23 protein-coding genes are annotated in these 19796 nt (G+C 63.1%); 8 read left to right on the top strand and 15 right to left on the bottom strand.

Translation table 11 applies throughout. The features are described 5' to 3' along the window. Positions 1-5 precede the first annotated feature (5 nt). Together FJ430_RS16345 and FJ430_RS16340 are read right to left on the bottom strand one after the other, a co-directional pair. Entirely contained in the window at positions 6-722 is a 717-nt protein-coding gene (locus tag FJ430_RS16345; protein ID WP_140705996.1) for a hypothetical protein, read from the bottom strand. Positions 723-727: 5 nt separating this feature from the next. Continuing rightward, the gene (locus FJ430_RS16340; protein WP_140705791.1) at positions 728-1840 is read right to left on the bottom strand and encodes an endonuclease/exonuclease/phosphatase family protein; all 1113 of its coding nucleotides are present in this window, start codon (positions 1838-1840) and stop codon (positions 728-730) included. 166 nt (positions 1841-2006) lie between these two features. Between FJ430_RS16340 and FJ430_RS16335 the strand changes: the two genes are divergently transcribed. From FJ430_RS16335 to FJ430_RS16325, 3 genes are all read left to right on the top strand, one after another. Continuing rightward, positions 2007-2591: a BA14K family protein gene (locus tag FJ430_RS16335; RefSeq protein WP_140655225.1), complete on the top strand. Its 585-nt coding sequence runs from the start codon at positions 2007-2009 to the stop codon at positions 2589-2591. A gap of 170 nt (positions 2592-2761) precedes the next feature. After that, positions 2762-3046 (top strand): PilZ domain-containing protein, encoded by a 285-nt coding sequence (locus FJ430_RS16330; protein ID WP_140644262.1) that lies wholly within the window; start codon positions 2762-2764, stop codon positions 3044-3046. Positions 3047-3208: 162 nt separating this feature from the next. After that, complete coding sequence (locus FJ430_RS16325; protein WP_140705793.1) at positions 3209-3787, top strand: hypothetical protein; 579 nt, start codon at positions 3209-3211, stop codon at positions 3785-3787. A 39-nt stretch (positions 3788-3826) separates the two neighbouring features. On the opposite strand, the gene ilvC is transcribed toward FJ430_RS16325, so the two are convergent. Both ilvC and FJ430_RS16315 read right to left on the bottom strand, forming a co-directional pair. Further along, the gene (gene ilvC / locus FJ430_RS16320) at positions 3827-4846 is read right to left on the bottom strand and encodes a ketol-acid reductoisomerase (protein ID WP_140705795.1); all 1020 of its coding nucleotides are present in this window, start codon (positions 4844-4846) and stop codon (positions 3827-3829) included. Between the two features lie 24 nt (positions 4847-4870). Next, the gene (locus tag FJ430_RS16315) at positions 4871-5524 is read right to left on the bottom strand and encodes a TetR/AcrR family transcriptional regulator (RefSeq protein ID WP_140705797.1); all 654 of its coding nucleotides are present in this window, start codon (positions 5522-5524) and stop codon (positions 4871-4873) included. A gap of 269 nt (positions 5525-5793) precedes the next feature. On the opposite strand from FJ430_RS16315, the gene FJ430_RS16310 reads away from it, so the two are divergent. Continuing rightward, positions 5794-6078 carry a DUF1772 domain-containing protein gene (locus FJ430_RS16310; RefSeq protein ID WP_413467786.1) on the top strand — a complete coding sequence of 95 codons (285 nt, stop codon included), beginning with the start codon at positions 5794-5796 and terminating at the stop codon, positions 6076-6078. 21 nt (positions 6079-6099) lie between these two features. On the opposite strand, the gene FJ430_RS16305 is transcribed toward FJ430_RS16310, so the two are convergent. Continuing rightward, the gene (locus FJ430_RS16305; protein WP_140705799.1) at positions 6100-6555 is read right to left on the bottom strand and encodes a MarR family winged helix-turn-helix transcriptional regulator; all 456 of its coding nucleotides are present in this window, start codon (positions 6553-6555) and stop codon (positions 6100-6102) included. A 96-nt stretch (positions 6556-6651) separates the two neighbouring features. Here FJ430_RS16305 and FJ430_RS16300 point away from each other — a divergent pair, with 96 nt between their 5' ends. Continuing rightward, the gene (locus FJ430_RS16300; protein ID WP_140705801.1) at positions 6652-6957 is read left to right on the top strand and encodes a Rieske (2Fe-2S) protein; all 306 of its coding nucleotides are present in this window, start codon (positions 6652-6654) and stop codon (positions 6955-6957) included. 1 nt (position 6958) lies between these two features. After that, the gene (locus FJ430_RS16295; protein ID WP_181175382.1) at positions 6959-7678 is read left to right on the top strand and encodes a glutathione S-transferase family protein; all 720 of its coding nucleotides are present in this window, start codon (positions 6959-6961) and stop codon (positions 7676-7678) included. On the opposite strand, the gene FJ430_RS16290 is transcribed toward FJ430_RS16295, so the two are convergent. Together FJ430_RS16290 and FJ430_RS16285 are read right to left on the bottom strand one after the other, a co-directional pair. After that, positions 7632-8861, bottom strand: coding sequence for an FAD-dependent oxidoreductase (locus FJ430_RS16290; RefSeq protein WP_140705805.1), 1230 nt, complete (start codon positions 8859-8861; stop codon positions 7632-7634). The genes FJ430_RS16295 and FJ430_RS16290 overlap by 47 nt on opposite strands. 73 nt (positions 8862-8934) lie before the next feature. Then, entirely contained in the window at positions 8935-9342 is a 408-nt protein-coding gene (locus FJ430_RS16285) for a winged helix-turn-helix transcriptional regulator (RefSeq protein ID WP_140705807.1), read from the bottom strand. Between the two features lie 168 nt (positions 9343-9510). On the opposite strand from FJ430_RS16285, the gene FJ430_RS16280 reads away from it, so the two are divergent. Beyond that, positions 9511-10404, top strand: coding sequence for an SDR family oxidoreductase (locus FJ430_RS16280; protein ID WP_140705809.1), 894 nt, complete (start codon positions 9511-9513; stop codon positions 10402-10404). 38 nt (positions 10405-10442) lie between these two features. On the opposite strand, the gene FJ430_RS16275 is transcribed toward FJ430_RS16280, so the two are convergent. The 4 genes from FJ430_RS16275 to FJ430_RS16260 all read right to left on the bottom strand — a co-directional run bounded on the left by FJ430_RS16275 (position 10443) and on the right by FJ430_RS16260 (position 16362). After that, entirely contained in the window at positions 10443-11483 is a 1041-nt protein-coding gene (locus FJ430_RS16275; protein ID WP_140705811.1) for an SDR family oxidoreductase, read from the bottom strand. Between the two features lie 74 nt (positions 11484-11557). Beyond that, complete coding sequence (locus FJ430_RS16270) at positions 11558-13474, bottom strand: potassium transporter Kup (RefSeq protein WP_140644240.1); 1917 nt, start codon at positions 13472-13474, stop codon at positions 11558-11560. Positions 13475-13621: 147 nt separating this feature from the next. Next, positions 13622-15448, bottom strand: coding sequence for a potassium transporter Kup (locus tag FJ430_RS16265; RefSeq protein ID WP_226892240.1), 1827 nt, complete (start codon positions 15446-15448; stop codon positions 13622-13624). A 173-nt stretch (positions 15449-15621) separates the two neighbouring features. After that, positions 15622-16362 (bottom strand): pyridoxine 5'-phosphate synthase, encoded by a 741-nt coding sequence (locus FJ430_RS16260; protein WP_140705813.1) that lies wholly within the window; start codon positions 16360-16362, stop codon positions 15622-15624. 108 nt (positions 16363-16470) lie between these two features. Between FJ430_RS16260 and FJ430_RS16255 the strand changes: the two genes are divergently transcribed. Beyond that, positions 16471-16866, top strand: a complete 396-nt coding sequence (locus FJ430_RS16255; protein WP_140655184.1) for an STAS/SEC14 domain-containing protein — start codon at positions 16471-16473, stop codon at positions 16864-16866. Positions 16867-16878: 12 nt separating this feature from the next. Here the strand turns inward: FJ430_RS16255 and FJ430_RS16250 are convergent, their stop codons facing one another. The 4 genes from FJ430_RS16250 to nthA form a co-directional block, all read right to left on the bottom strand. Beyond that, complete coding sequence (locus FJ430_RS16250) at positions 16879-18006, bottom strand: ATP-dependent DNA helicase (RefSeq protein WP_140655181.1); 1128 nt, start codon at positions 18004-18006, stop codon at positions 16879-16881. A gap of 147 nt (positions 18007-18153) precedes the next feature. After that, positions 18154-18504 (bottom strand): nitrile hydratase accessory protein, encoded by a 351-nt coding sequence (locus tag FJ430_RS16245; RefSeq protein WP_140705815.1) that lies wholly within the window; start codon positions 18502-18504, stop codon positions 18154-18156. Then, the gene (nthB, locus tag FJ430_RS16240; protein WP_140705817.1) at positions 18491-19150 is read right to left on the bottom strand and encodes a nitrile hydratase subunit beta; all 660 of its coding nucleotides are present in this window, start codon (positions 19148-19150) and stop codon (positions 18491-18493) included. Before nthB ends, FJ430_RS16245 begins: the two co-directional genes overlap by 14 nt. Then, on the bottom strand, positions 19147-19752 hold the full coding sequence (gene nthA, locus FJ430_RS16235; protein ID WP_140705819.1) for a nitrile hydratase subunit alpha: 606 nt from the start codon (positions 19750-19752) through the stop codon (positions 19147-19149). Before nthA ends, nthB begins: the two co-directional genes overlap by 4 nt. Between the last annotated feature and the right edge of the window lie 44 nt (positions 19753-19796).

The following is a 19796-nucleotide window of genomic DNA, read 5'->3' as shown; positions in this document are numbered from 1 at the left end:
CGTGGTTAGTCGTGGCCGGCGAAATGCCACTCGATCAACGGCTTCATATGCGGCATCAACCCGTCGGGCAGATCGCCGGCGTGGCGGATGATCACCGGCCCCTCGATCTCAGGGTTCGTCTCGGTGGCGACGAAGGCCGTAATGCGCCGTGCCAGCTCGTCGGCGGGCTCGGCGACCCGGTAACGGCGAAAGATCACCGTGCCGCTCGGCGTCGAGAGCGCGTGATAGTGCCGTCCACGCTCGGCCTCCGACAGGTCGAGCCCGGTCTCTTCCCCCACCTCGCGGATCATGTTGAAGTCGACATCGACCAGCCCGTCGCGGAAATCGATCGGCTCGAAGGAGCCGGCGGCGAAATAGACGCGGCCGGCATTGACGGTGTGCGGCCCCATGCGGATCGCCACCAGCGCGTTGTCGCCGGCGACCAGCATGGCATGCGCATAGGCATGCTCGGCGCCGGAAATTTCGCGCCGCTTGCGCCACAGCAGGAAGGTCGAATAGTTGACCGCATGGCAGCGGCCGACGAGGCGGCCGTCCCGGTAGGCAAGTTCGGAAAGCAGCACCACGGTGCCATCGAACAGCGCCGGATTGGCCGCTGTTTCCTGCCGCCAGTTGTCGGCGATCGCCGCCGCATTGCTCAGCGCGAAGGGATGCGGGCCGGTATCGAGACGGACGTCGACCGCATCGACGGGCAGGATAACATTGCGCGGCAGGTCGAAACTCAAGACGGTCACGCCATGTCCAGTGTGATCGCCACCGGGCAATGGTCCGACGCTTTCGGCCTGTCCCAGCCGGCGCGCGGGAAACGCTCGACCTCCTGTCCAGGCGGAAAGATGGTGCGCCAGGGCTGGCCGTTGCGGATGATGTCGGGAACGGCGGTGGCGTTCTTCGCGGCAAGCGCCTTCGACAGCAGGATATAATCGAGCTGGCAAAGATGCCGCTCCTCCGGGCCACGCGTGTGGTAGAAGCTCCAGCGGTCCATCTCCGGCCGCCGTTCGACGACATTCTCGCAAAAGCCGCCGGCGGTAAGCACGTCGATCGAGGACCGGGCTTCGTCGACAACCTCGAAACGGTAGCCATCGATGGCATCGCCGTCGACCTTCACGCGTTGCCGGTAGTCGTTCAGGTCGCCGCAGACCACCCAGCGCTTGTCGGCGGCATGGTCCTTGCCGAAACGCTCCTCGATGATACGGCGCACCGCCTGCGCCTCGGCGATGCGCAGCGGCATCGACGCCTCGCGGCCGTCCAGCCCGTTGCGCGGCGGGCCCATCGATTTGAAATGCACGAGATAGAGCGTCAACGGCGCGCCGCCGACCCGCAGGTCGATCTCCAGGCAGTCGCGGCGAAAGATACGCTCATTGGCGAGATAGCCGAGCCCGGCGAGCTCCGGCGTGAACAGCCCGAACTGCTCGAAAGTGACATAGGCGTGGCTGGTCATGCGCGAGAATTCGATCGGCTGCCCCTGCGCGGTTTCGTTGCGCATCATCACGGCGACATCGATGCCGCGCGTATCGTTGCCGGCGGTGGTGTATTTCTGCCGGTACCCCCGCCCGACCATCTTGAACAGATAGCCGTATTCGAAGGCCTTCAGCGCCTCGATATTGTCGACCTCCTGCATGCAGATGACGTCCGCGCGGGTGGCCGCGATGGCGAGCGCCGTCAACTGGCGGGTGTCGTCGGACTGGGCGATCGCGCGGGCCTGCTCGAGGATGCGGTATTCGGCCTCGCTCCTAATGTCGAAGAGCGCCAGCGTGCGGTCTTCATTGAGCTGGTTGCGGTAGCCCGAGAAATCGAACCTGTTCATCAGGTTCTCGACATTGAAGGTGGCGAGGCGCAGCGACATGGCCGCGACCTTTGCCTGCAAGCGAGGGCGAAAACAAGGGCCAGGCCGATACTCGTCATGGTTGATGGAACCTTTCCGTTCATCCTCCGTTCAGACGGAAAGTTCCAACAATAGGCCTTTCCCCGGGGTGTGCTGGGCGTGGGGCCTTTACTCCTTGGAGAGTGAAATGAAACCGCTTTTTTCTTCCCTGAGATCCGGGCTTCTGGTCCTGGGCCTCGTTACCGGCGTGACGGCGCCATCGGTCGCCGGGCCGATCCTACAACCCGATCTTGGCGTCGCGACGAATACCGCCGCGCCGAAGATCATTCCGGTCCGGGACAGCTGGGCCGGCGGCAACAACAACAGGGGCGGCTTCCAGGATTGGCGTTGGCGTAATCGCGGCGGCGACTTCAGGTGGCGCGGCGGCAATCGACACTTCTCGCGCAACTGGGACGGCGGCAGGTGGAATGGCGATGGCGATTGGCGCTGGCGGCACCACCACCGCCGGCATTTCCGAGGCGGCGACGCGGCGATCCTGGGGCTGGGCCTCGGCCTGGGCTTGGGCAGCATGGCCTACGGCAACTACTACGATCCCTACTATTACGATCCCTATCCGCGTTACGCTCAGCCGCGGCGCATCTACCGGACCGGGCGGCTGTCCAGCGCGCATGTCCGCTGGTGCTACGACCGCTACCGGTCCTATCGGGCCTGGGACAATACGTTCCGGCCCAACTACGGTCCGCGCCGGCAGTGCATCTCGCCCTATATCTGAGCTCGTCGGCAGGAATGATGAAACGGCGCCTTCGCGGGCGTCGTTTTATTTTGCCGCAACCTGTGGCTACGACGGGCGATAACGCTAAATTCATTGGCGGCTTCTATCCATTCATGCCGATCTCCCCCAACACGACGACTCGCAGGACCAGGTTGCAGGACGTGCCCGCCATGGCCGAAAACGAACACAGAAACCAACACAGGCACCGCGTGCTGAAAGGCGCGGCGATCCTCACTGGCATCAACAATTCCGAGGTGAGATGCACGGTGCGCAACATGCATGCGAACGGCGCCGAGCTGAAAGTGCCCATCGATGCGCGCGTGCCGGACGAATTCCTGCTTTATGTGCCGGTCAACGGCATCGGCTACAAGGCAGTGGTGCGCTGGCGCCGCGAGGATCGCATCGGCGTCGAGTTCACCGACACCGAGCCCAAGCCGCACTGGCACTACGGCTAGGCGCTTGACTGATTCATCCTTGCTTCTTTAGCCGATAAACCTAGCGGCCGCTGTCCTTGCAGAAACTTTCTGCAACCGATTATGCTAAAAGACCTGGGGAAGCTCATTGTAGCAAACATGCCCTAACGCTCCAAGCAGAGATTCCGGCTGAGGAACTCAGAATTGAATAAAGACCTTTGTACACAGGCATATTCAGACATCTTGGATTTTTCCGCTCGACTTGCGGCATATTCGACGTCCTCATTTCCTGAAGTCATAGGTCATGGTCACTACGAATCGAGAGCCAAGCAATTGGCAATTCGCGATTTGATACTGCTATGCATCTCGGTTAGGCGCCTTGCGGAGCTAACGAAACAGCATACTCTTTTGAAGAACAAGAGCGTACCGGGATTTAATTCATTCGAGAAAGATGGCCTTCTCGAAATCAAAGATTCAGAAAAATCTTTCAACGCTTGGGAAATAGTTGGAAACATAATACACGCAAAAACAATCGACGTTATCAACAGCGACGCCGAGTTCTCAATTTATCTTAGAGGACATCCAAGTGATATATTAGATCACTACAATTTAATGCCATCAAGGAAATCGATAAATGGAATAATTATAATAGTTTCAGATCGCGGATACGTTAAGTATTTTGAAATATATAAGTTCGTTAAGATAATTGTCGATTTTACGGATCAGATGGACGACTTTTTGGCAGAAAATAAGATTTTTGTCGGCCAGCTCTATGAATGGTAAGGAGGGCGGCGGTCAAAAAGCCGCCCTCTCTGGTAATTCCTAATTCTTGGCCTTGTCGACCAGCTTGTTCTTGGAAATCCACGGCATCATCGCGCGCAGCTTGGCGCCGACTTCCTCGATCTGGTGGCTGTCGTTGTTGCGGCGGATGCCCTTGAAGCGCGACATGCCGGCGCGGTATTCCTGCATCCATTCCGAGGTGAACTTGCCGGTCTGGATGTCCTTCAGCACGCGCTTCATCTCGGCCTTGGTCTCGGCGGTGATGATGCGCGGGCCTGAGACGTACTCGCCCCATTCGGCGGTGTTCGAGATCGAGTAGTTCATGTTGGCGATGCCGCCTTCATAGATCAGGTCGACGATCAGCTTCACCTCGTGCAGGCACTCGAAATAGGCCATTTCCGGCGCGTAGCCGGCTTCCACCAGCGTCTCGAAACCGGCGCGGATCAGCTCGACCAGGCCGCCGCACAGCACCACCTGCTCGCCGAACAGGTCGGTCTCGCATTCCTCGCGGAAATTGGTCTCGATGATGCCGGAACGGCCGCCGCCGACGCCGCAGGCGTAGGAGAGCGCGAGATCGAGCGCGTTGCCCGAAGCGTCCTGGTTGACGGCGACCAGGCACGGCACGCCGCCGCCCTTCTGGTATTCGCCGCGCACGGTATGGCCCGGGCCCTTCGGCGCGATCATGACGACGTCGACCGAGGCCTTCGGCTCGATCAGGCCGAAATGCACGTTGAGGCCATGCGCAAAGGCAATCGCGGCGCCGTCGCGGATGTTCGGAGCGATCTCCGATTTGTAGATGTCGGCCTGCAATTCGTCGGGCGTCGCCATCATCATCAGATCGGCCCACCTGGCGGCGTCCGCCACGCTCATCACCTTGAGGCCGTCGGCCTCGACCTTCTTGGCGGTCGCCGAGCCGGCCTTGAGACCGATGGCGATTTCCTTGACGCCGGAATCCTTGAGGTTGAGCGCATGCGCCCGGCCCTGGCTGCCATAGCCGATAATGGCGACCTTCTTGCCCTTGATCAGATTGAGATCGGCGTCACGATCGTAATAGACACGCATTTGGTGTTCCTTCCCGTTTGAAGATCAGAGGGCCAGTGGCCCGGTTTTTGCTCCGAAGAGAGCGAGAAACTGTTGCGTCGCGCGCGCGGCATCGCCGCCGATCGTCGCCCCAGTCAATTCCACCCGGTCGCCGAGCAGCAGACGTATCTGCACGTCGCGGCCGACCAGACCGAAAAAGGTTCTGAACGCCGTCTCGGCGTCCTCGAAATCGAGCAGCCCGGCCTGCAGACCGGCTTCAAGCACCGGCTTCAGGCGCTTGGCAAGAGCGAAGCGGCCATTCTGCAGCACGATCGCGCCGAGATCGTCCTTGCCGGAACCGGCATGGCTGACTGCCACACGGTTCAGCGCGATCGAAGTGTCGCTGGAGATAACCTTCAGCCAATCTGAAGCGAAGCGCTCCAGGCTCGCCGTGAGCGAACCGATATCAAGTCTCTCACGGTCGACGGCCGCGACACGCACCTTGGACGCCTGCCATTGCACCGTGGCGTTGAGCAGTCCATCGCGATCGCCGAACCATTTGTAGAGCGTTTCCTTGGAACAGCTTGCCCGCCGCGCCACCGCCGTCATGGTCAGGTTGTCGCCCTCTTCGACCAAAAGGCGAAGTGCCGCATCCAGAACGGCCTGCTGGCGCTCGGTGAGCGCTTCGCTGTTGTCGATATCCTGCACGCTGTGCAACACGTTTGCCCTCGGATACGTTGACAAGACCGATGCGTACCGTACGTTACGGTTCGGGTTCTATGCCGTATTGCCTGAAGGCATGCAAGCCCTATTTTCCATTTCCTTGCCGGAGGGATAAGATGCTGGTCGGCCTGCTCGCCCTGGCCGTAGCCGCCGCCTTCACCGGCGCCGCTGTTTATGTCAGCGTCGCGTAGCAGCCGGCGCGGCTTGGCCTCGATGACCAGGCGCTGCTGCGCGAATGGCAGCCCTCTTATAAGCGCGGGGCCGCCATGCAGGCCTCTATTGCCATGGTAGCCTGTATTCTCGGCCTGATCGCCTGGTGGCTGACCGGCGCGTCAGCCTATCTTGCCGGTGCGCTGTTCATCATTCTGCCTTGGCCATGGACGCTGCTGGTGATGATGCCGACGAACCGGATGCTGGAGGCGATGGATGTCGAGGCCCCCAATTCTCAGGCGAGGTCATTGATCGTCAGGTGGGGCAAGATGCATCTGGTCCGTGTCGCGCTGGGCGCGCTGGCGACGATCGCATTTCTATGGGCCTTGCACCTGCCCTGAAGGCTCGTCGGCTCATGGATTTCAGTCCGCGACCGGCGGATCGCGCAGCCGCCCGAGCAACCCGGCAAGCATCTCCAGCTCCTTGATGGAAAGCCTGTCGCCCATCAGTTCCGCGATCGACGCGCCATAGACGGTCCAGATGCGGCGGCGCATGTCCCGACCGCTTGGCGTGATGCGCACGGTCTGGCCCCGGCCGTCGTCTGAGACGGGCAGCTTTTCGACCAGCCCATCCGCCTCGAGCCGGGACAGCAGCCGTGAGACGCCATACTGCGCCAACAGCACGCGATCGATCAGTTCGAACGGCCTGAGCCCACCCTCGCCCGCTTCGGCAAGCTCGTGCAGCACGTCGTACCAGGCGAGCGGCGGCAGCCCGCCGGCTTTCAGTGCACCCTCGGTCCTTTCGACCAGTTGGCGCGAGACGCGCATCAGGCGCGCCCAGGCGATGACGGCTTCGGGTGATGGTGATGTTTTCGTCATCGGTCCAGCTTAAGCGATAGATGCAATTGCATCAAGCTTGACGATCGATGCAAACGCATCTATATAGATGCAAATGCATTTATATAGAGAGAACCGATGAGACATGAAATCTGCAAGATCGCCGACATTCCTCAAACCGGCAGCCTGATCGCGCCTTTCTTCGGCCGCGAGGTCCATGTCTGGCGCAGCGGCGAGCGCATCCGCGCCGCGACCAATATCTGCCTGCATTTCGGCGGGCCGCTGGACTGCAAGGACGGCGCTTTCGTCTGCCAGTGGCATGGCGCGAAGTTCGACATGGAAAACGGCGAGCGCCTGGAAGGCCCGGCGCCGAAGGGCTCGCGCCTGATGTTCCTGTCGACCCGCGTCGAGGATGGCGCGCTGAACTATGTCTGGGGAGAGTGAGATGACCGCAAGGCTCACCCTCGTCAGCCATCATTTGTGCCCCTACGTCCAGCGCGCGGCGATTTCGCTTGCCGAAAAAGGCGTGCCGTTCGAGCGGGTCTATGTCGACCTCTCCAACAAACCCGACTGGTTCAAGGCGATCTCGCCGCTTGGCAAGGTGCCGCTGCTGCGCGTCCGGCACGGCAATGCGCAGGATGTGATTTTCGAATCCGCCGTCATCCTCGAATTCCTCGAGGAGACAGAGGCCAATCCCTTACACCCGGCCGATCCGCTGGCGCGGGCCAGGCATCGCGCCTGGATCGAATTCGGCTCGGCCATCCTCAACGCCATAGGCCGTTTCTATTCAGCTGCCGACGAAGCTGCTTTCCTCAATGAAAGCAGAGGCTTGTCCGGGATGTTTGCACGTCTGGAAGCAGAATTGTCTGCAAGGCAAAGCGGTCCGTGGTTCGCCGGCGATCGATTCTCGCTGGTCGACGCCGTCTTCGGGCCGGTCTTCCGCTATTTCGACACGTTCGACCGCATCGGCGACTTCGGCATTCTTGACGGCAAGCCGCTCGTCCAGGCCTGGCGCGAGGCCTTGAGCGAACGCCGATCGGTGACCGAAGCCGTCGGTCCGGACTATCCGCGGCGGCTGCACGCCTTCCTTCTGGCGAAGCAATCTTATCTGTCTGGGATCATCCAGCGGCAGGCCACTGCAACTCCGCAAGCCCGATCCGCCTGAAGGGGTCGACCACCGTGCCGGCGACCATGGCGGCGAGGAATTGCGGCCCCGGCGGAATCCTCGCCAGCGCCGCCACCATGCGGTCGCGGACAAAGGGCAAGGCCGCGGAATCCGATTGGTAGAACGGCGTCAGCGACAGCGACAGCGCCTGGAAGACGCGCACGTGCCAACGGCGCGCGCTCGCATAGGTCTCCAGCGCGCCGTCGATGCCGTTCGTCCGCGCCAGCGCACGGCTGAGCGCCGCCGCGTCGAGCAGCGCCATGTTCGCGCCTTGCCCGAGTTGCGGGCTGGTCGAGTGCGCGGCGTCGCCGATGACGGCAAGCCGTCGGCCGGCCGGCAGCGTCATCGTGTGGTGGCCATAGCGGGCGAGCGAGAGCTGCTCGAAACTGTCGATCTGACTGGTGAAAACCTCGCACTCAGGCCATACCGAAATCACCCTCGCCTTCCAGGCGTCGAGCCCCTTCGCCTTCACCTGTTCGGCGTCGGCCGGCTTGAGGCTCCAGAAGAACGCCGCCATGTCTTCCGCGCCGGGCTCCGACCGGCCGATCGGCAGCACGCCGACCATGACGCTTGCCTTGTCGTAGCGCTGCAGCAGCGCGCGTTCGTCGAAGCCGTCGCGCCAGCCGAGCGACGCCCAGAATGCCCCATAGGTGAGCGGCCGCGGCATCGCGGCATCGCCAAGATAGTGCCGCAGCTTCGAGCGCGCGCCGCTGGCATCGACGATGAGGTCGAATGGGCCGAGCCGCCTGCCGTTGCCGCAGACGAGCGTCGCGCGCTCGGCCGCCTCCAGCGTCTCGACCTCGACATTGGTTTCGATGGCGATCGCTTCGCGCAAGGCAGCGCGGTAGAGCACGCCGAACAGCGCCGCCCGGTGCACCGCGAGGCCGAAGCGGCGGCCGCGCCGCGCGTCGTAGCGGACTTCGAGCACAGTGCGGCCGCTGCCGGCGTCGGTGCCGTGCAGCCGCTCGATCCGGCTGCCAAGCGAAAGAATCTCGGCGAGCAGGCCGAGATCGGCGAGCACGGTCAACCCGGTCGGCTGCAGTATGAGGCCGGACCCGAGGGGCTTCGGCGCGTCGAAACGCTCGAAAATGGTGACCTTGTGCCCTGCCCGGTTGAGATAGAGCCCTGCCGCCAGTCCGGCCGGCCCGGCACCGGCAATCGCTATATCGTAAGATCTGCTCATCGCCCGCCCAAGCCAAGCCGGCGCGACAATCTCCCACCAGTATCGTCAAATCAAGCTGGCGCTTCGAAGCCCATCAAGTTTGGGCATCGAAAGCTGCGCGGGCCGCGCGCACGGCGTCATGGTTGAGCTCGGCCCACTGGATCAGCATCTGCAGGGGTGCGAACATCGAGCGCCCAAGATCGGTCAAGCTGTATTCCACGCTCGGCGGCTTGGTCGGAAACACTTCGCGATGAACATAGCCATCGCGCTGCAGGTCGTGGAGCGTTTGTGTCAGCATGCGCTGTGAGATGTCGGGAACCAGCCGTCGCAATTCGCCGAACCGATAAGGCTTCTCGGCCAGCGCCATGACCAGCAGCGAGCTCCATTTGCCACTGATGCCCTGGATCACGTCGCGGACCGGACAGTCGGCGAAATTGGCGCCGTTCGTCATGGCCTTATAGATCTCGAGCTTGGCTTTGAGATTGAAGATCTTGCTGTCCATCGCGACATCCGCTGATCGAAATTTCGACCGGTCGGGGTGGTTCCCTCGCCGTGCCTACCTCCCGAAAAACTGCCTTCTTTACGGCTTGAGGTCAATTCCTATTTTAGTGCTGCTCTCTTTTTGAGACTACCTCAGCACCCGCCAATCGGCGCAATTCAGGAACCTCCCATGACCGAAACACTCCTCGTCACCGGTGCCTCCGGCCAGCTTGGCCGCGCCGTCATCGATCACTTGCTGGAAGCGCAGAAAATTGCGCCGGAAAGCATCATCGCCGCCACGCGCAATCCCGAAAACCTCGCGGATCTCGCGGCGCGCGGCGTTACCGTCAGGGCCGCCGATTTCAATGACAAGGCCTCGCTCGAGAAGGCATTCAGCGACGCCGACAAGGTGCTGATAATCTCGACCGGCGACCTTGACCTCAAAACCGGCCGGCGCCTGAAGCAGCATGAGACCGCGGTCGCGGCGGCCAAGGCGGCAGGCGTTTCGCATCTGCTCTACACCTCGATGCCCAATCCGGAGCCCGGCTCGCCGGTGCTGTTCGCCGGCGACCACTACGGCACCGAGCAGGCGATCAAGGCGAGCGGCATCCCCTACACCATCTTCCGCAACGGCTGGTACCAGGAGAACCTGTTCATGTCGCTTCCGCATGCCATTTCGTCGGGCAAGTGGTACACGTCGGCCGCCGACGGACGCATCGCCCATGGCGCGCGCGACGACATGGCGGCCGCCATTGCCGCCGGCCTTGCTTCCGGCACGAAAGAGAGCAGGATCTACACGCTGACCGGTCCGCAGGCCCATACCGTGGGCGAGATCGCCGCTCTGGTGAGCGAAGTCACCGGCAAGCCGCTGGAAGTCATCCAACTGCCGGACGAGGCGCTGACCGAAGGGGTGAAAGCGGCCGGCGTTCCCGAAGATTTCGCCCGCATCATCGTCTCCTTCGACGCCAACACCCGCGCCGGCCGCATTGCAGAGGTGACCGATGCCGTCGAAAAACTATCTGGCCGCAAGCCGCGGACGCTGAAGCAGTTCCTCGAGACGAACAAGGCTGCCCTGCTCGGCTGAAGTCTGGCGCGCCTGGGGAAGCCGTCCCCCGGCGCGCCTCACTTCGTTTTCTTGAGCAATCCGAGCCGGATCAGGCTCTCGCTGGTCGCCAAAAGCGCGTCTTCGCGTGATCGCGGCGTCCAGCCGAGCAGGCGCACGGCCTTGGCGCTCGTGGCGTTTCTCGGCTTGCCCAGTTCCGTCACGATCTGGGCCGCTTGCCCGTCGAACAGGCCGACGATCCGGACCAGCCAGTCCGGCAGCTCCCTCGTCGTAATACGCGATCCTGCGTTGCCAAGCCGCGCCTTCAGCGTCCGCGCGATCTCGAGCATCGTCATGAAGTCGCCGCTGATGGCCAGGAACCGCTCGCCCCTGGCGGCGGGGTTGGTCATGGCGCGCAGATGCAGGTCGGCGACGTCGCGCGCGTCGACCACGCCGAACACCATGCGCGGCAGGCCGGGCATCTCGCCATCCATCAGACGCCTGATGAAGTCCGTCGAGGTCGAATGATCCGGCCCCAGGACCGGCCCGAAGATGCCGACTGGATTGACGACCGCCAATTCCAAGGCGCCGCTTTCGCGATCGATGAAATCCCAGGCCGCACGCTCGGCCAGCGTTTTCGATTTCACGTAGGCGCTCACCTTCTGCGACAGATCGGTCCAGTTCTCTTCCGTAAACGGACGGCCGGGAACCGGTACCTGGCCATAGCCGATGGCGGCAAAGGACGAGGTGAGCACGACCCGTTCGACGCCGGCATCGCGCGCGGCGCGCAGCACGCGCAACGCCCCTTCCCTGGCCGGAACGATCAGGTCCTCCTCGTGTTTCGGCACGCCGGGCGGAAAGGGCGAAGCGACGTGCAGGACATATCGGCATCCGGCAACCGCTTCGGGCCAGCCCTTGTCGCTCATGAGATCGGCATAAGCGAAGGAAAGCGCGTCGCCCGGCTCGGCGCCGCCGACCTTCAGCATGGCAAGAACATCGGCTTCGCGCTTGGCCGAGCGCACCGTCGTGCGCACGCGGTAGCCCGCGTTCAAAAGCGACAGGATGCAATGAGCGCCAAGGAAGCCGGACCCGCCGGTCACAAGCACCAACCCGTCGCTCATGCCCCCGCCTCTTTCGAAAGCAACCGCGTCTTCCATCCGCGATTGCGGGACGTCAGCCTATGCGGCGCAGTCTGTCAGATCGCGACCTGCGTGCCAATCTCCACCACGCGCCCGGTGGGAATCTGGAAATACTCCGTCGCGTCCGCCGCCGTTTTCGCCAGGCCGATAAACAGCCGGTCCTGCCAGATCGGCATGCCGGAATTGGGCGACGCCTTCAGCGAGCGCCGCGACAGGAAGAACGACGTCGTCATGATGTCGAACTTCCAGCCCTGCTTGCGGCAGATCGCCAGCGCGCGCGGGATGTTCGGCTGCTCCATGTAACCGAAGGTCAAGGTCACGCGCATGAACAGCTCGTTGACCGTCTCCAGCTTCACGCGCTCGCTGTCGGGCACCACCGGTTGCGGCGCCGTCACCACCGACAGGATGACGTTCTTTTCATGCAGCACCTTGTAGTGCTTGAGGCTGTGCATCAGCGCGGTCGGCGCGCTCAGCGGATCGCTGGTCAGGAACACCGCGGTGCCGGACACCAGTTGCGGTTTCTTCTTCAGAAGGTTCCCCGCCAGGAAATCGAGCGGGATCTCGTTGCGGCGCGTCTTGTCGAACAGATAGCGGCTGCCACGCACCCAGGTCCACATGCCAAGGATGATGGCGAAGGCGACCGCGAGCGACGCCCAGCCGCCCTCGAACACCTTGACGATGTTGGAGGCGAAGAAGCCGATATCGATCAGGGCAAACACCGCGGTGAGTGCTATGGCCGGCCAGATGTTCCATTTCCAGATGCGCGTCATGACGATGAACAGCAGCGTCGTCGTCACCAGCATGTTGCCGGTCACCGAGATGCCATAGGCCGAGGCGAGCTTGCTGGATTCGCCGAAGCCGACCACGAGCATCATGACGACGAGCGCGATCAGCATGTTGACGCGCGGCATGTAGACCTGGCCGGACTGCTTTTCCGACGTATGCAGGATTTCCAGCCGCGGCAGCATGTTGAGCTGCACGGCCTGCCGGGTGAGCGAATAGGCGCCGGAGATCACCGCCTGGCTGGCGATGACCGTCGCCGCCGCCGCCAGCACCACCATCGGGATCAGCGCCCAGCCCTCGTTCATCTCGAAGAACGGATGGCCGACCGTGCCGCCCTTGGCAAGCACGAAGGCGCCCTGCCCGGCATAGTTCAAAAGCAGGCAGGGGAACACGATCGCCAGCCACGCCAGCACGATCGGCTTGCGGCCGAAATGGCCGAGGTCCGCGTAGAGCGCCTCGGCGCCGGTGACCGCCAGGAAGACGGCGCCGACCGTGACGAAAGACACATCCGGTGAATTGATGAAGAAGGCCACGATGTAATGCGGGCTTATGGCCCACAGGATTTCCGGGTCGTCGATGATGTGATTGAGACCGGACAGGCCGATCGCGAGAAACCAGACGGCGGTAACCGGGCCGAACACCAGGCCCACGCCGCCGGTGCCGAAGCGTTGCACAGCAAACAGCATCGCAAGGATCAAAAGGGTCAGCGGCACGACATAGGGCTGGAAGGCAGGTGTGACGACATTCATGCCCTCGACCGCCGACAGCACCGAGATGGCGGGCGTGATAACCGCGTCGCCGAAGAACAGCGATGCGCCCACGATACCGATGCCCAGCACGATCGCCGAGCGTGTCGGGAAGGTACCGCGCGCCAGCGCCATCAATGACAGCACGCCGCCCTCGCCGCGGTTGTCGGCGCGCAACACGAACATGATGTACTTGATCGTCACTGTAATCGTGAGCGACCAGATGATCAGCGACAGTACGCCCAGAATGTCGGCGCGGTTGGCGACGTCGCCGCCCGAGGAAGCATGCAACGCTTCGCGAAACGCGTAGATCGGGCTGGTGCCGATGTCGCCATAGACCACGCCGAGCGCGCCCAGCATCAGCACCTTGGTGCTGTGCTGCTCTATTTCGGGATGGCTCGATTGGTCGACGGGTTCTGCCTCAGCACCATTGGCAAGGGCCATGGACGACACTCCGATAAAACGCGCGGTGCTCTACGCTTGCTGCGGTGCAATATCAAGTGCCCCGACGTAAGGGCTCCCATGCCGCCGACGCAGGGCTTTCAATATACGGTACGCGCGGGCTTCTTCATCCGGCGTAGATCGAGGCTGTCAAATCGCTACCTGCGTGCCGATCTCCACCACGCGCCCCGTCGGAATCTGGAAATACTCGGTCGCATCCGCGGCCGAGCGCGCCAGGCTTATGAACAGCCGGTCCTGCCAGACCGGCATGCCGGAATTGGGCGACGCCTTCAGTGAGCGACGCGACAGGAAGAACGACGTCGTCATGATGTCGAACTTCCAGCCCTGCTTGCGGCAGATCGCCAGCGCGCGCGGGATGTTGGGCTGTTCCATGTAGCCGAAGGTCAGCGTCACCCGCATGAACAGCTCGTTGACCGTCTCCATCTTGACTCGCTCGCTGTCCGGCACCACCGGTTGCGGCGCCGTCACCACCGAGAGGATGACGTTTTTCTCGTGCAGCACCTTGTAGTGCTTCAGGCTGTGCATCAGCGCCGTCGGAGCGCTCAGCGGATCGCTGGTCAGAAATACGGCGGTGCCCGAGACCAGCTGCGGTTTTTTCTTCAGCAGATTTGCCGCCAGGAAGTCGAGCGGGATCTCGTTGCGGCGCGTCTTGTCGAAAAGGTAGCGGGTTCCGCGGATCCAGGTCCACATGATCAGGCCCATAAGGCAGGCGACGGTGATCGACACCCAGCCGCCTTCGACGATCTTGACGACATTGGCCGAGAAGAAGCCGAGATCGATGACGCCGAACAGCATTGCCAGCGCCAAAGCAGCAGCAACCTGCCATTTCCACAGCCAGCGCATCACCACGAACAAAAGGATCGTCGTCATCAGCATCTCGCCCGTCACCGAAATGCCGTAGGCCGAGGCCAGCGCGCTCGAGCTGCCGAAACCGACGACCAGGAGCATCACGCCGAGCGCGACCAGGAGATTGACCCTGGGCATATAGATCTGGCCGCTCTGCATCTCGGAGGTGTGCTGCACCTCGATGCGCGGCAGAAGGTTGAGCTGCACGGCCTGTCTTGTCAGCGAGAAGGCGCCGGAAATGACGGCCTGGCTGGCGATGACGGTGGCCGCCGTCGCCAGGCCGACCATCGGCATCAGCGCCCATTCGGGCAGCATCTGGAAGAACGGGTTGGTGGGCTTGCCGCCATGCGAAAGCACGAAGGCGCCTTGCCCGAAGTAATTCAGCAGCAGGCAAGGGAAAACGATTGCGAACCAGGCCATCACGATCGGCTTGCGGCCGAAATGACCAAGGTCGACATAAAGCGCCTCGGCGCCGGTAACCGCCAGGAACACCGCGCCGACGGTGACGAAGGCGCCTGTCGGCGTGGTGGCCAGATAGTAGATCGCGTAATACGGGTTGATCGCCAGGAAGACGGATGGGTCGTCGACGATGTGATAGAGGCCGGCCGCGCCGATCGCTACGAACCATGTCGCCGTCACGGGTCCGAACACCGCCGCCACTTTGCCCGTGCCGAAGCGCTGCACGGAGAAAAGCACGGCCAGGATGACCAGCGTGATTGGAACCACATAGGCATCGAGCGCCGGCGTGACCACTTCCAGGCCTTCGACCGCGGACAGCACGGAGATCGCCGGCGTGATGATCGAATCGCCGAAGAACAGCGCCGCGCCGCAAAGGCCGATCACCAGGATGAGCTTGGAACCTGGTGGGTAGGCGCTGCGCGCCAGCGACATCAGCGACAGCGTGCCGCCCTCGCCCTTGTTGTCGGCCCTGAGGACAAAGGCGACATATTTGATCGTGACGATGATGGTGAGCGCCCAGACGATCAGCGAAAGCACGCCGAGCACGTCATGGCGGGCAACCGAGCTCGACGAAGCATGCAGCGCCTCGCGGAAGGCGTAGATTGGACTCGTGCCGATATCGCCATAGACGACGCCGAGCGCGCCAAGCATGAGAACCTTGGTGCTGTGCTGCCGCTCGGTTTCGGCATGGCCCGAACGTTCGAGGGATTCCGTCTCGCTGGTGTTGGCTAGCACCGTGAACCCCACTTCACCGGATTCGCCATGCTCCGGGGTCGCCGCATCGCGCGGGACACACAAAGACTGCCGAAACTACGCAAGGCGCCCTACCATCCGCAGGCCTTCAAGAACCGTCCGATCGTGCCGGCCATGCCATACTCCAGCGCATCGGCTGTCAACCCATGTCCGATCGATACTTCGGCCAATGCCGGAATACGCTTGGCCAATGCCGGCAGGTTCTTCACGGTCAGATCGTGGCCGGCGTTGACGCCAAGCCCGGCCGCGAATGCGGCGTCAGCGGTTTTTCCCAATCTTTCCAGCTCCTTGGCCGCCTTTGCGGAATCGGAATGGAAGCCGCCATAGGGACCGGTATAGAGTTCGATGCGGTCGGCGCCGGTATCGCGAGCCGCGTTCACCCCATCCGGATCGGCGTCGGAAAACAGCGACACGCGGAACCCGCCCTTCTTCAGCCGCTTGACGATCGGTGTGAGGAACGCCGCCTGGGCGGCGAAGTTCCAGCCATGGTCCGAGGTTGCCTGCGCCGGGTCGTCGGGCACCAGCGTCACCTGCTCGGGCTGATGCTTCTCGACAAGCGCCAGGAAGTCCTCGGTCGGATAGCCCTCTATGTTGAATTCCGCGCTAGGAAATTCGTCGTCGATCAGCGCCCTGATCTCCGGCAGGTCGGAATGCCTGGTGTGCCGCTCATCGGGCCTCGGATGCACCGTCAGCCCATGCGCGCCGGCGGCAAGTGCGATGCGGCCAAGTCCGGTCACGCTCGGCCATGGCAGGTCGCGGCGGTTGCGCAGCATGGCGACGGCGTTGAGGTTGACCGAAAGCTTGGCGGGCATGAACTGGGTCCAGTGGATCGGCGGGCATCTATAACGCCTTTAAGGGGAACAGATAGAGGGTTTCGGGTGTTCCAGGGGATAGATGGAGGCTAACACAAGGATTTGCCATTGAATTTCCTCGAAGCCGTGCCGGCGATCCGCCGCATCGAAACCAACCGCGACGCGCTTTTCGCCATCGACGTCGTCGGCGATGTCTCGCCGGCCGATGCGGAAAATCTGTTCGGCCTGCTGGAGGCCGCCTACGCGCTGCATCCGAGGATCGACGTGCTGGTCAGGCTGACCGACGAGGAAAGCGTGGACTGGGCCAATATCTCGCAGGACACGCTTCGCCAGGGCGTTGCCGACGCAATGCAACATGTCGTGCGCTGCGCGGCCATCGGCGAGCCGAGCTGGGCTTCTCTCGTCACGGGCATTTTCCCCAAGGCGTTGCCCTTCGAATTCAGGCGCTTCGATGTCGACGATGAGGAAGCCGCCTGGCAATGGCTTGGCGCGCGGCCGACATGACATTTACAGGCGTCAGCGCACCACCGTCAGCCGCTCGGCGGCGCGGGTGATGGCGGTATAGAGCCAGCGCTGCCGGGTCTCCTTGAAGGCCCAGCTCTCGTCGAACAGCACGACATCGTTCCACTGCGAGCCCTGCGCCTTGTGCACGGTCAGCGCATAGCCATAGTCGAAATCGTCGAAGCGCTTCTTCTGCTGCCAAGGAATCTCGGCATCCGGGTCCTCGAACGCCGCCTTGAGCAGCTTGATCTTGGCGACGCCGCGATCCGGATCGTCCTCTTCGGGCGAGACCAGCAGGTTGATGCCAGGCTTCACCGTCTCGCGCGACGAGGTCATCACCTTCCACAGCGAACCGTTGAGCAGCCCCTTGGCCGGATCGTTGCGCAGGCAGACCAGCTTGTCGCCGGCCTGCGGGAAGTCCGCGTTGAATCCCTTCAACTCGCGCAGCCTTTGATTGTAGCGCCGGCGCGTTCGGTTGGTCCCGACCAGCACCTGGTCGGCCTTGAGCACCAGCTCCTGGTTGACGCCTTCCCTGCCGATCACCTGCGCCGTGCCGTAGTCGCCATGCATGAATTCCCGGCCCTCGCGCACGTCGAGCGCCAGCCGGATGATGGGATTGTCGCGCGCCTGGCGGTGGATCTCGGTCAACAGCACGTCCGGTTCGTGTTCGGTGAAGAAGCCGCCGCCCGAGATCGGCGGCAGCTGCGCCGGATCGCCCAGCACCAGGATCGGCGTGCCAAAACTCTGCAGGTCGCGGCCGAGCTGCTCGTCGACCATCGAGCATTCGTCGATGACGACGAGCTTGGCGCGCGAAATCGGGCTTTGCCGGTTGAGCGAAAAGGTCGGCGACATCGATGTCTTGCCGGTCACCTCGTCCTCGACCGATTCCTCGCCCTTCGGCCTATAGATCAGCGAATGGATGGTGCGGGCGTTGGTCGCGCCCTTGGAACGCAGCACCTGCGCCGCCTTACCCGTGAAGGCGGCGAACTGCACCTGCCCGTCGACATGCTCGGCGAAATAGCGCGCCAGCGTCGTCTTGCCGGTGCCGGCATAGCCGAACAGGCGAAAGACCTGCGGCCGGCCCTCCTTGAGCCAGCGCCCGACCGCTTTCAAAGCCTCGTCCTGTTGGGGAGAGAATTCCATCAGCGCGAGAGACCGGATTCGCAAGCGAAAGACAAGACAGCCGCTCCATCACTCGTATCGCCGGTGATGGCCTCATTTGCCACAACCCCCGCCACGCTAGCAGGCGCAAACGAGAACGTAAAGGGAACAAGCCTGTTTGAGTTTGGCTTACCTTACAGATCCCGGATCGTTCTCCAGCAGGATCGGCTTGCCGTGCGGCGTGGCGTGCGCGGCGCGTTCCCAGGCGGCGGCGAGTTCGTCCACCTCGCCCTTGCCGGCGATCCCCTTTCGCGACAAAAGCTTCTCCAAGGCCGCTAGCCAATGCTCGTAATAGTCATGCCCGTCGCTCGCGGCGCCCGGCTGCTTCACCTCGGCGGACAAGGCCTCCGCCCACTCGCTCCACGAAAACAGGCCTTTGTCGTGCAGCGCGACGGTCATGGCGAAAGCTTCCGCCTGCCACGGCTCGGCGAAGACCGGCTCGTCGAAACCCGCAGGCAATGCGCCGTCATGCCGGCTCAAGATAGCTCTCCCAGGCGTCGATCGAGACGCTGATCGTCGGATCGGCGCCCTCGCCCCAGATCTCCGGCCCGTCGAACACCACCGTGTAGACCCATTGCGGGTTCTCGCCCTTGCCATGCGCATTGCTGTCGGGGAAGACGAAGCCGTCGCGAACGGCCTCGACAGTCCCGTTCTTGCCGCGCGCGTAGCGCGGCAGGCGCGTATGGCCGGTCGGGTTGAAATTCTTGGTGCGCACCCGATCGCCCGCGCGAAAACGTGCCGGCGTGGCAATCGGCCGGTCGCATGGCCCGCCCTTGGCGAGTACCGCCGGCACGTCCGCCGCCTTCAGCACCCTTTTCGGCGTCGCGGCCGGATCGACCGCCTTGCCGGCGGCAAGGTCGCGCTCGCTGACGAAGCCATGGCGCTTCAGCAGCGCCTCCAGCGCCTTGATCCAGATCTGGTAGTAGCTCGATGAGTAATAGTCGGCGGGATGCAGCGATTCCCGCGCATGCCGGCTCTCGTCGATGTTCCAGGCGCCCATGCCGCCTGCGGTGAGCGTGACGCCGAGCGCCCGCCTTTCCCATGCGGCGTGGAAATAAGGCTCGTCCGTTTCGGGCGCGACCGGTCCGAACCCCATCTGCCCACCAAGATCCTGCGGCCCGTTCATGCTGGTTCCTTCGCGACCGCCGTGCCGATCATCGCATCGCGGCTTACCAGCCCGGCGAGCTGTTCCTCGCTCCAGCCTTCCGTGTCCTTGGGCCGCATCGGCACCACGAGGTAGCGAAGCTCGGCCGTCGAATCCCAGACGCGGATCTTCATCTCCGCCGGCAGCGTCAGCCCGAATTCTTCCAGCACGCCGCGCGGATCGATGACGGCCCGCGAGCGGTAAGGCGGCGCCTTGTACCAGACCGGCGGTAGGCCGAGCACCGACCACGGATAGCAGGAGCAGAGCGTGCAGACGACGAGGTTATGCGTCTCATCGGTGTTGAACACGGCCTGCATGTGCTCGCCCTGGCGACCGGTATAGGAGAGCGATCCGATCGCCGCGGTCGCGTCGCGCTTCAGCCAATCGGCGTAAGCCGCATCGCTCCAGGCCTTTGCCACCACCCGCGCGCCGTTGCGCGGACCGATCTTGGTCTCATAGGTGTCGACGATGACGTCGATGGCCGCGGGATCGATCAGGCCCTTTTGCGTCAGGATCGTCTCCAGCGCGCGCACGCGCGCCGCGAACGGATCGAGCTCGTTGTCGTGGTCATGATCGTGGGCCATGTCACGAGGTTACGATTGCCCACACTGCGCCGCAAGCTTGACGG

This window comes from Mesorhizobium sp. B2-8-5, assembly GCF_006440675.2.
In the GTDB taxonomy this organism is placed as follows: Bacteria; Pseudomonadota; Alphaproteobacteria; order Rhizobiales; family Rhizobiaceae; genus Mesorhizobium.
The sequence above is the reverse complement of the archived record's forward strand: the minus strand, read 5'-3'. Positions and strand labels throughout refer to the sequence as shown.

Excerpts from the sequence above, each read along its gene's own strand:
- nthB (WP_140705817.1), bottom strand. The coding sequence starts at position 19,150 with ATGAACGGGCCGCAGGATCTTGGTGGGCAGATGGGGTTCGGACCGGTC.
- FJ430_RS16305 (WP_140705799.1), bottom strand. The coding sequence starts at position 6,555 with ATGACGAAAACATCACCATCACCCGAAGCCGTCATCGCCTGGGCGCGC.
- FJ430_RS16280 (WP_140705809.1), top strand. The coding sequence starts at position 9,511 with ATGACCGAAACACTCCTCGTCACCGGTGCCTCCGGCCAGCTTGGCCGC.
- nthA (WP_140705819.1), bottom strand. The coding sequence starts at position 19,752 with ATGGCCCACGATCATGACCACGACAACGAGCTCGATCCGTTCGCGGCG.
- FJ430_RS16290 (WP_140705805.1), bottom strand. The coding sequence starts at position 8,861 with ATGAGCAGATCTTACGATATAGCGATTGCCGGTGCCGGGCCGGCCGGA.
- FJ430_RS16295 (WP_181175382.1), top strand. The coding sequence starts at position 6,959 with ATGACCGCAAGGCTCACCCTCGTCAGCCATCATTTGTGCCCCTACGTC.
- FJ430_RS16260 (WP_140705813.1), bottom strand. The coding sequence starts at position 16,362 with ATGCCCGCCAAGCTTTCGGTCAACCTCAACGCCGTCGCCATGCTGCGC.
- FJ430_RS16275 (WP_140705811.1), bottom strand. The coding sequence starts at position 11,483 with ATGAGCGACGGGTTGGTGCTTGTGACCGGCGGGTCCGGCTTCCTTGGC.
- FJ430_RS16250 (WP_140655181.1), bottom strand. The coding sequence starts at position 18,006 with ATGGAATTCTCTCCCCAACAGGACGAGGCTTTGAAAGCGGTCGGGCGC.
- FJ430_RS16340 (WP_140705791.1), bottom strand. The coding sequence starts at position 1,840 with ATGTCGCTGCGCCTCGCCACCTTCAATGTCGAGAACCTGATGAACAGG.
- FJ430_RS16300 (WP_140705801.1), top strand. The coding sequence starts at position 6,652 with ATGAGACATGAAATCTGCAAGATCGCCGACATTCCTCAAACCGGCAGC.
- FJ430_RS16265 (WP_226892240.1), bottom strand. The coding sequence starts at position 15,448 with ATGCTTGGCGCGCTCGGCGTCGTCTATGGCGATATCGGCACGAGTCCA.
- ilvC (WP_140705795.1), bottom strand. The coding sequence starts at position 4,846 with ATGCGTGTCTATTACGATCGTGACGCCGATCTCAATCTGATCAAGGGC.
- FJ430_RS16285 (WP_140705807.1), bottom strand. The coding sequence starts at position 9,342 with ATGGACAGCAAGATCTTCAATCTCAAAGCCAAGCTCGAGATCTATAAG.
- FJ430_RS16335 (WP_140655225.1), top strand. The coding sequence starts at position 2,007 with ATGAAACCGCTTTTTTCTTCCCTGAGATCCGGGCTTCTGGTCCTGGGC.
- FJ430_RS16330 (WP_140644262.1), top strand. The coding sequence starts at position 2,762 with ATGGCCGAAAACGAACACAGAAACCAACACAGGCACCGCGTGCTGAAA.
- FJ430_RS16270 (WP_140644240.1), bottom strand. The coding sequence starts at position 13,474 with ATGGCCCTTGCCAATGGTGCTGAGGCAGAACCCGTCGACCAATCGAGC.
- FJ430_RS16310 (WP_413467786.1), top strand. The coding sequence starts at position 5,794 with ATGCAGGCCTCTATTGCCATGGTAGCCTGTATTCTCGGCCTGATCGCC.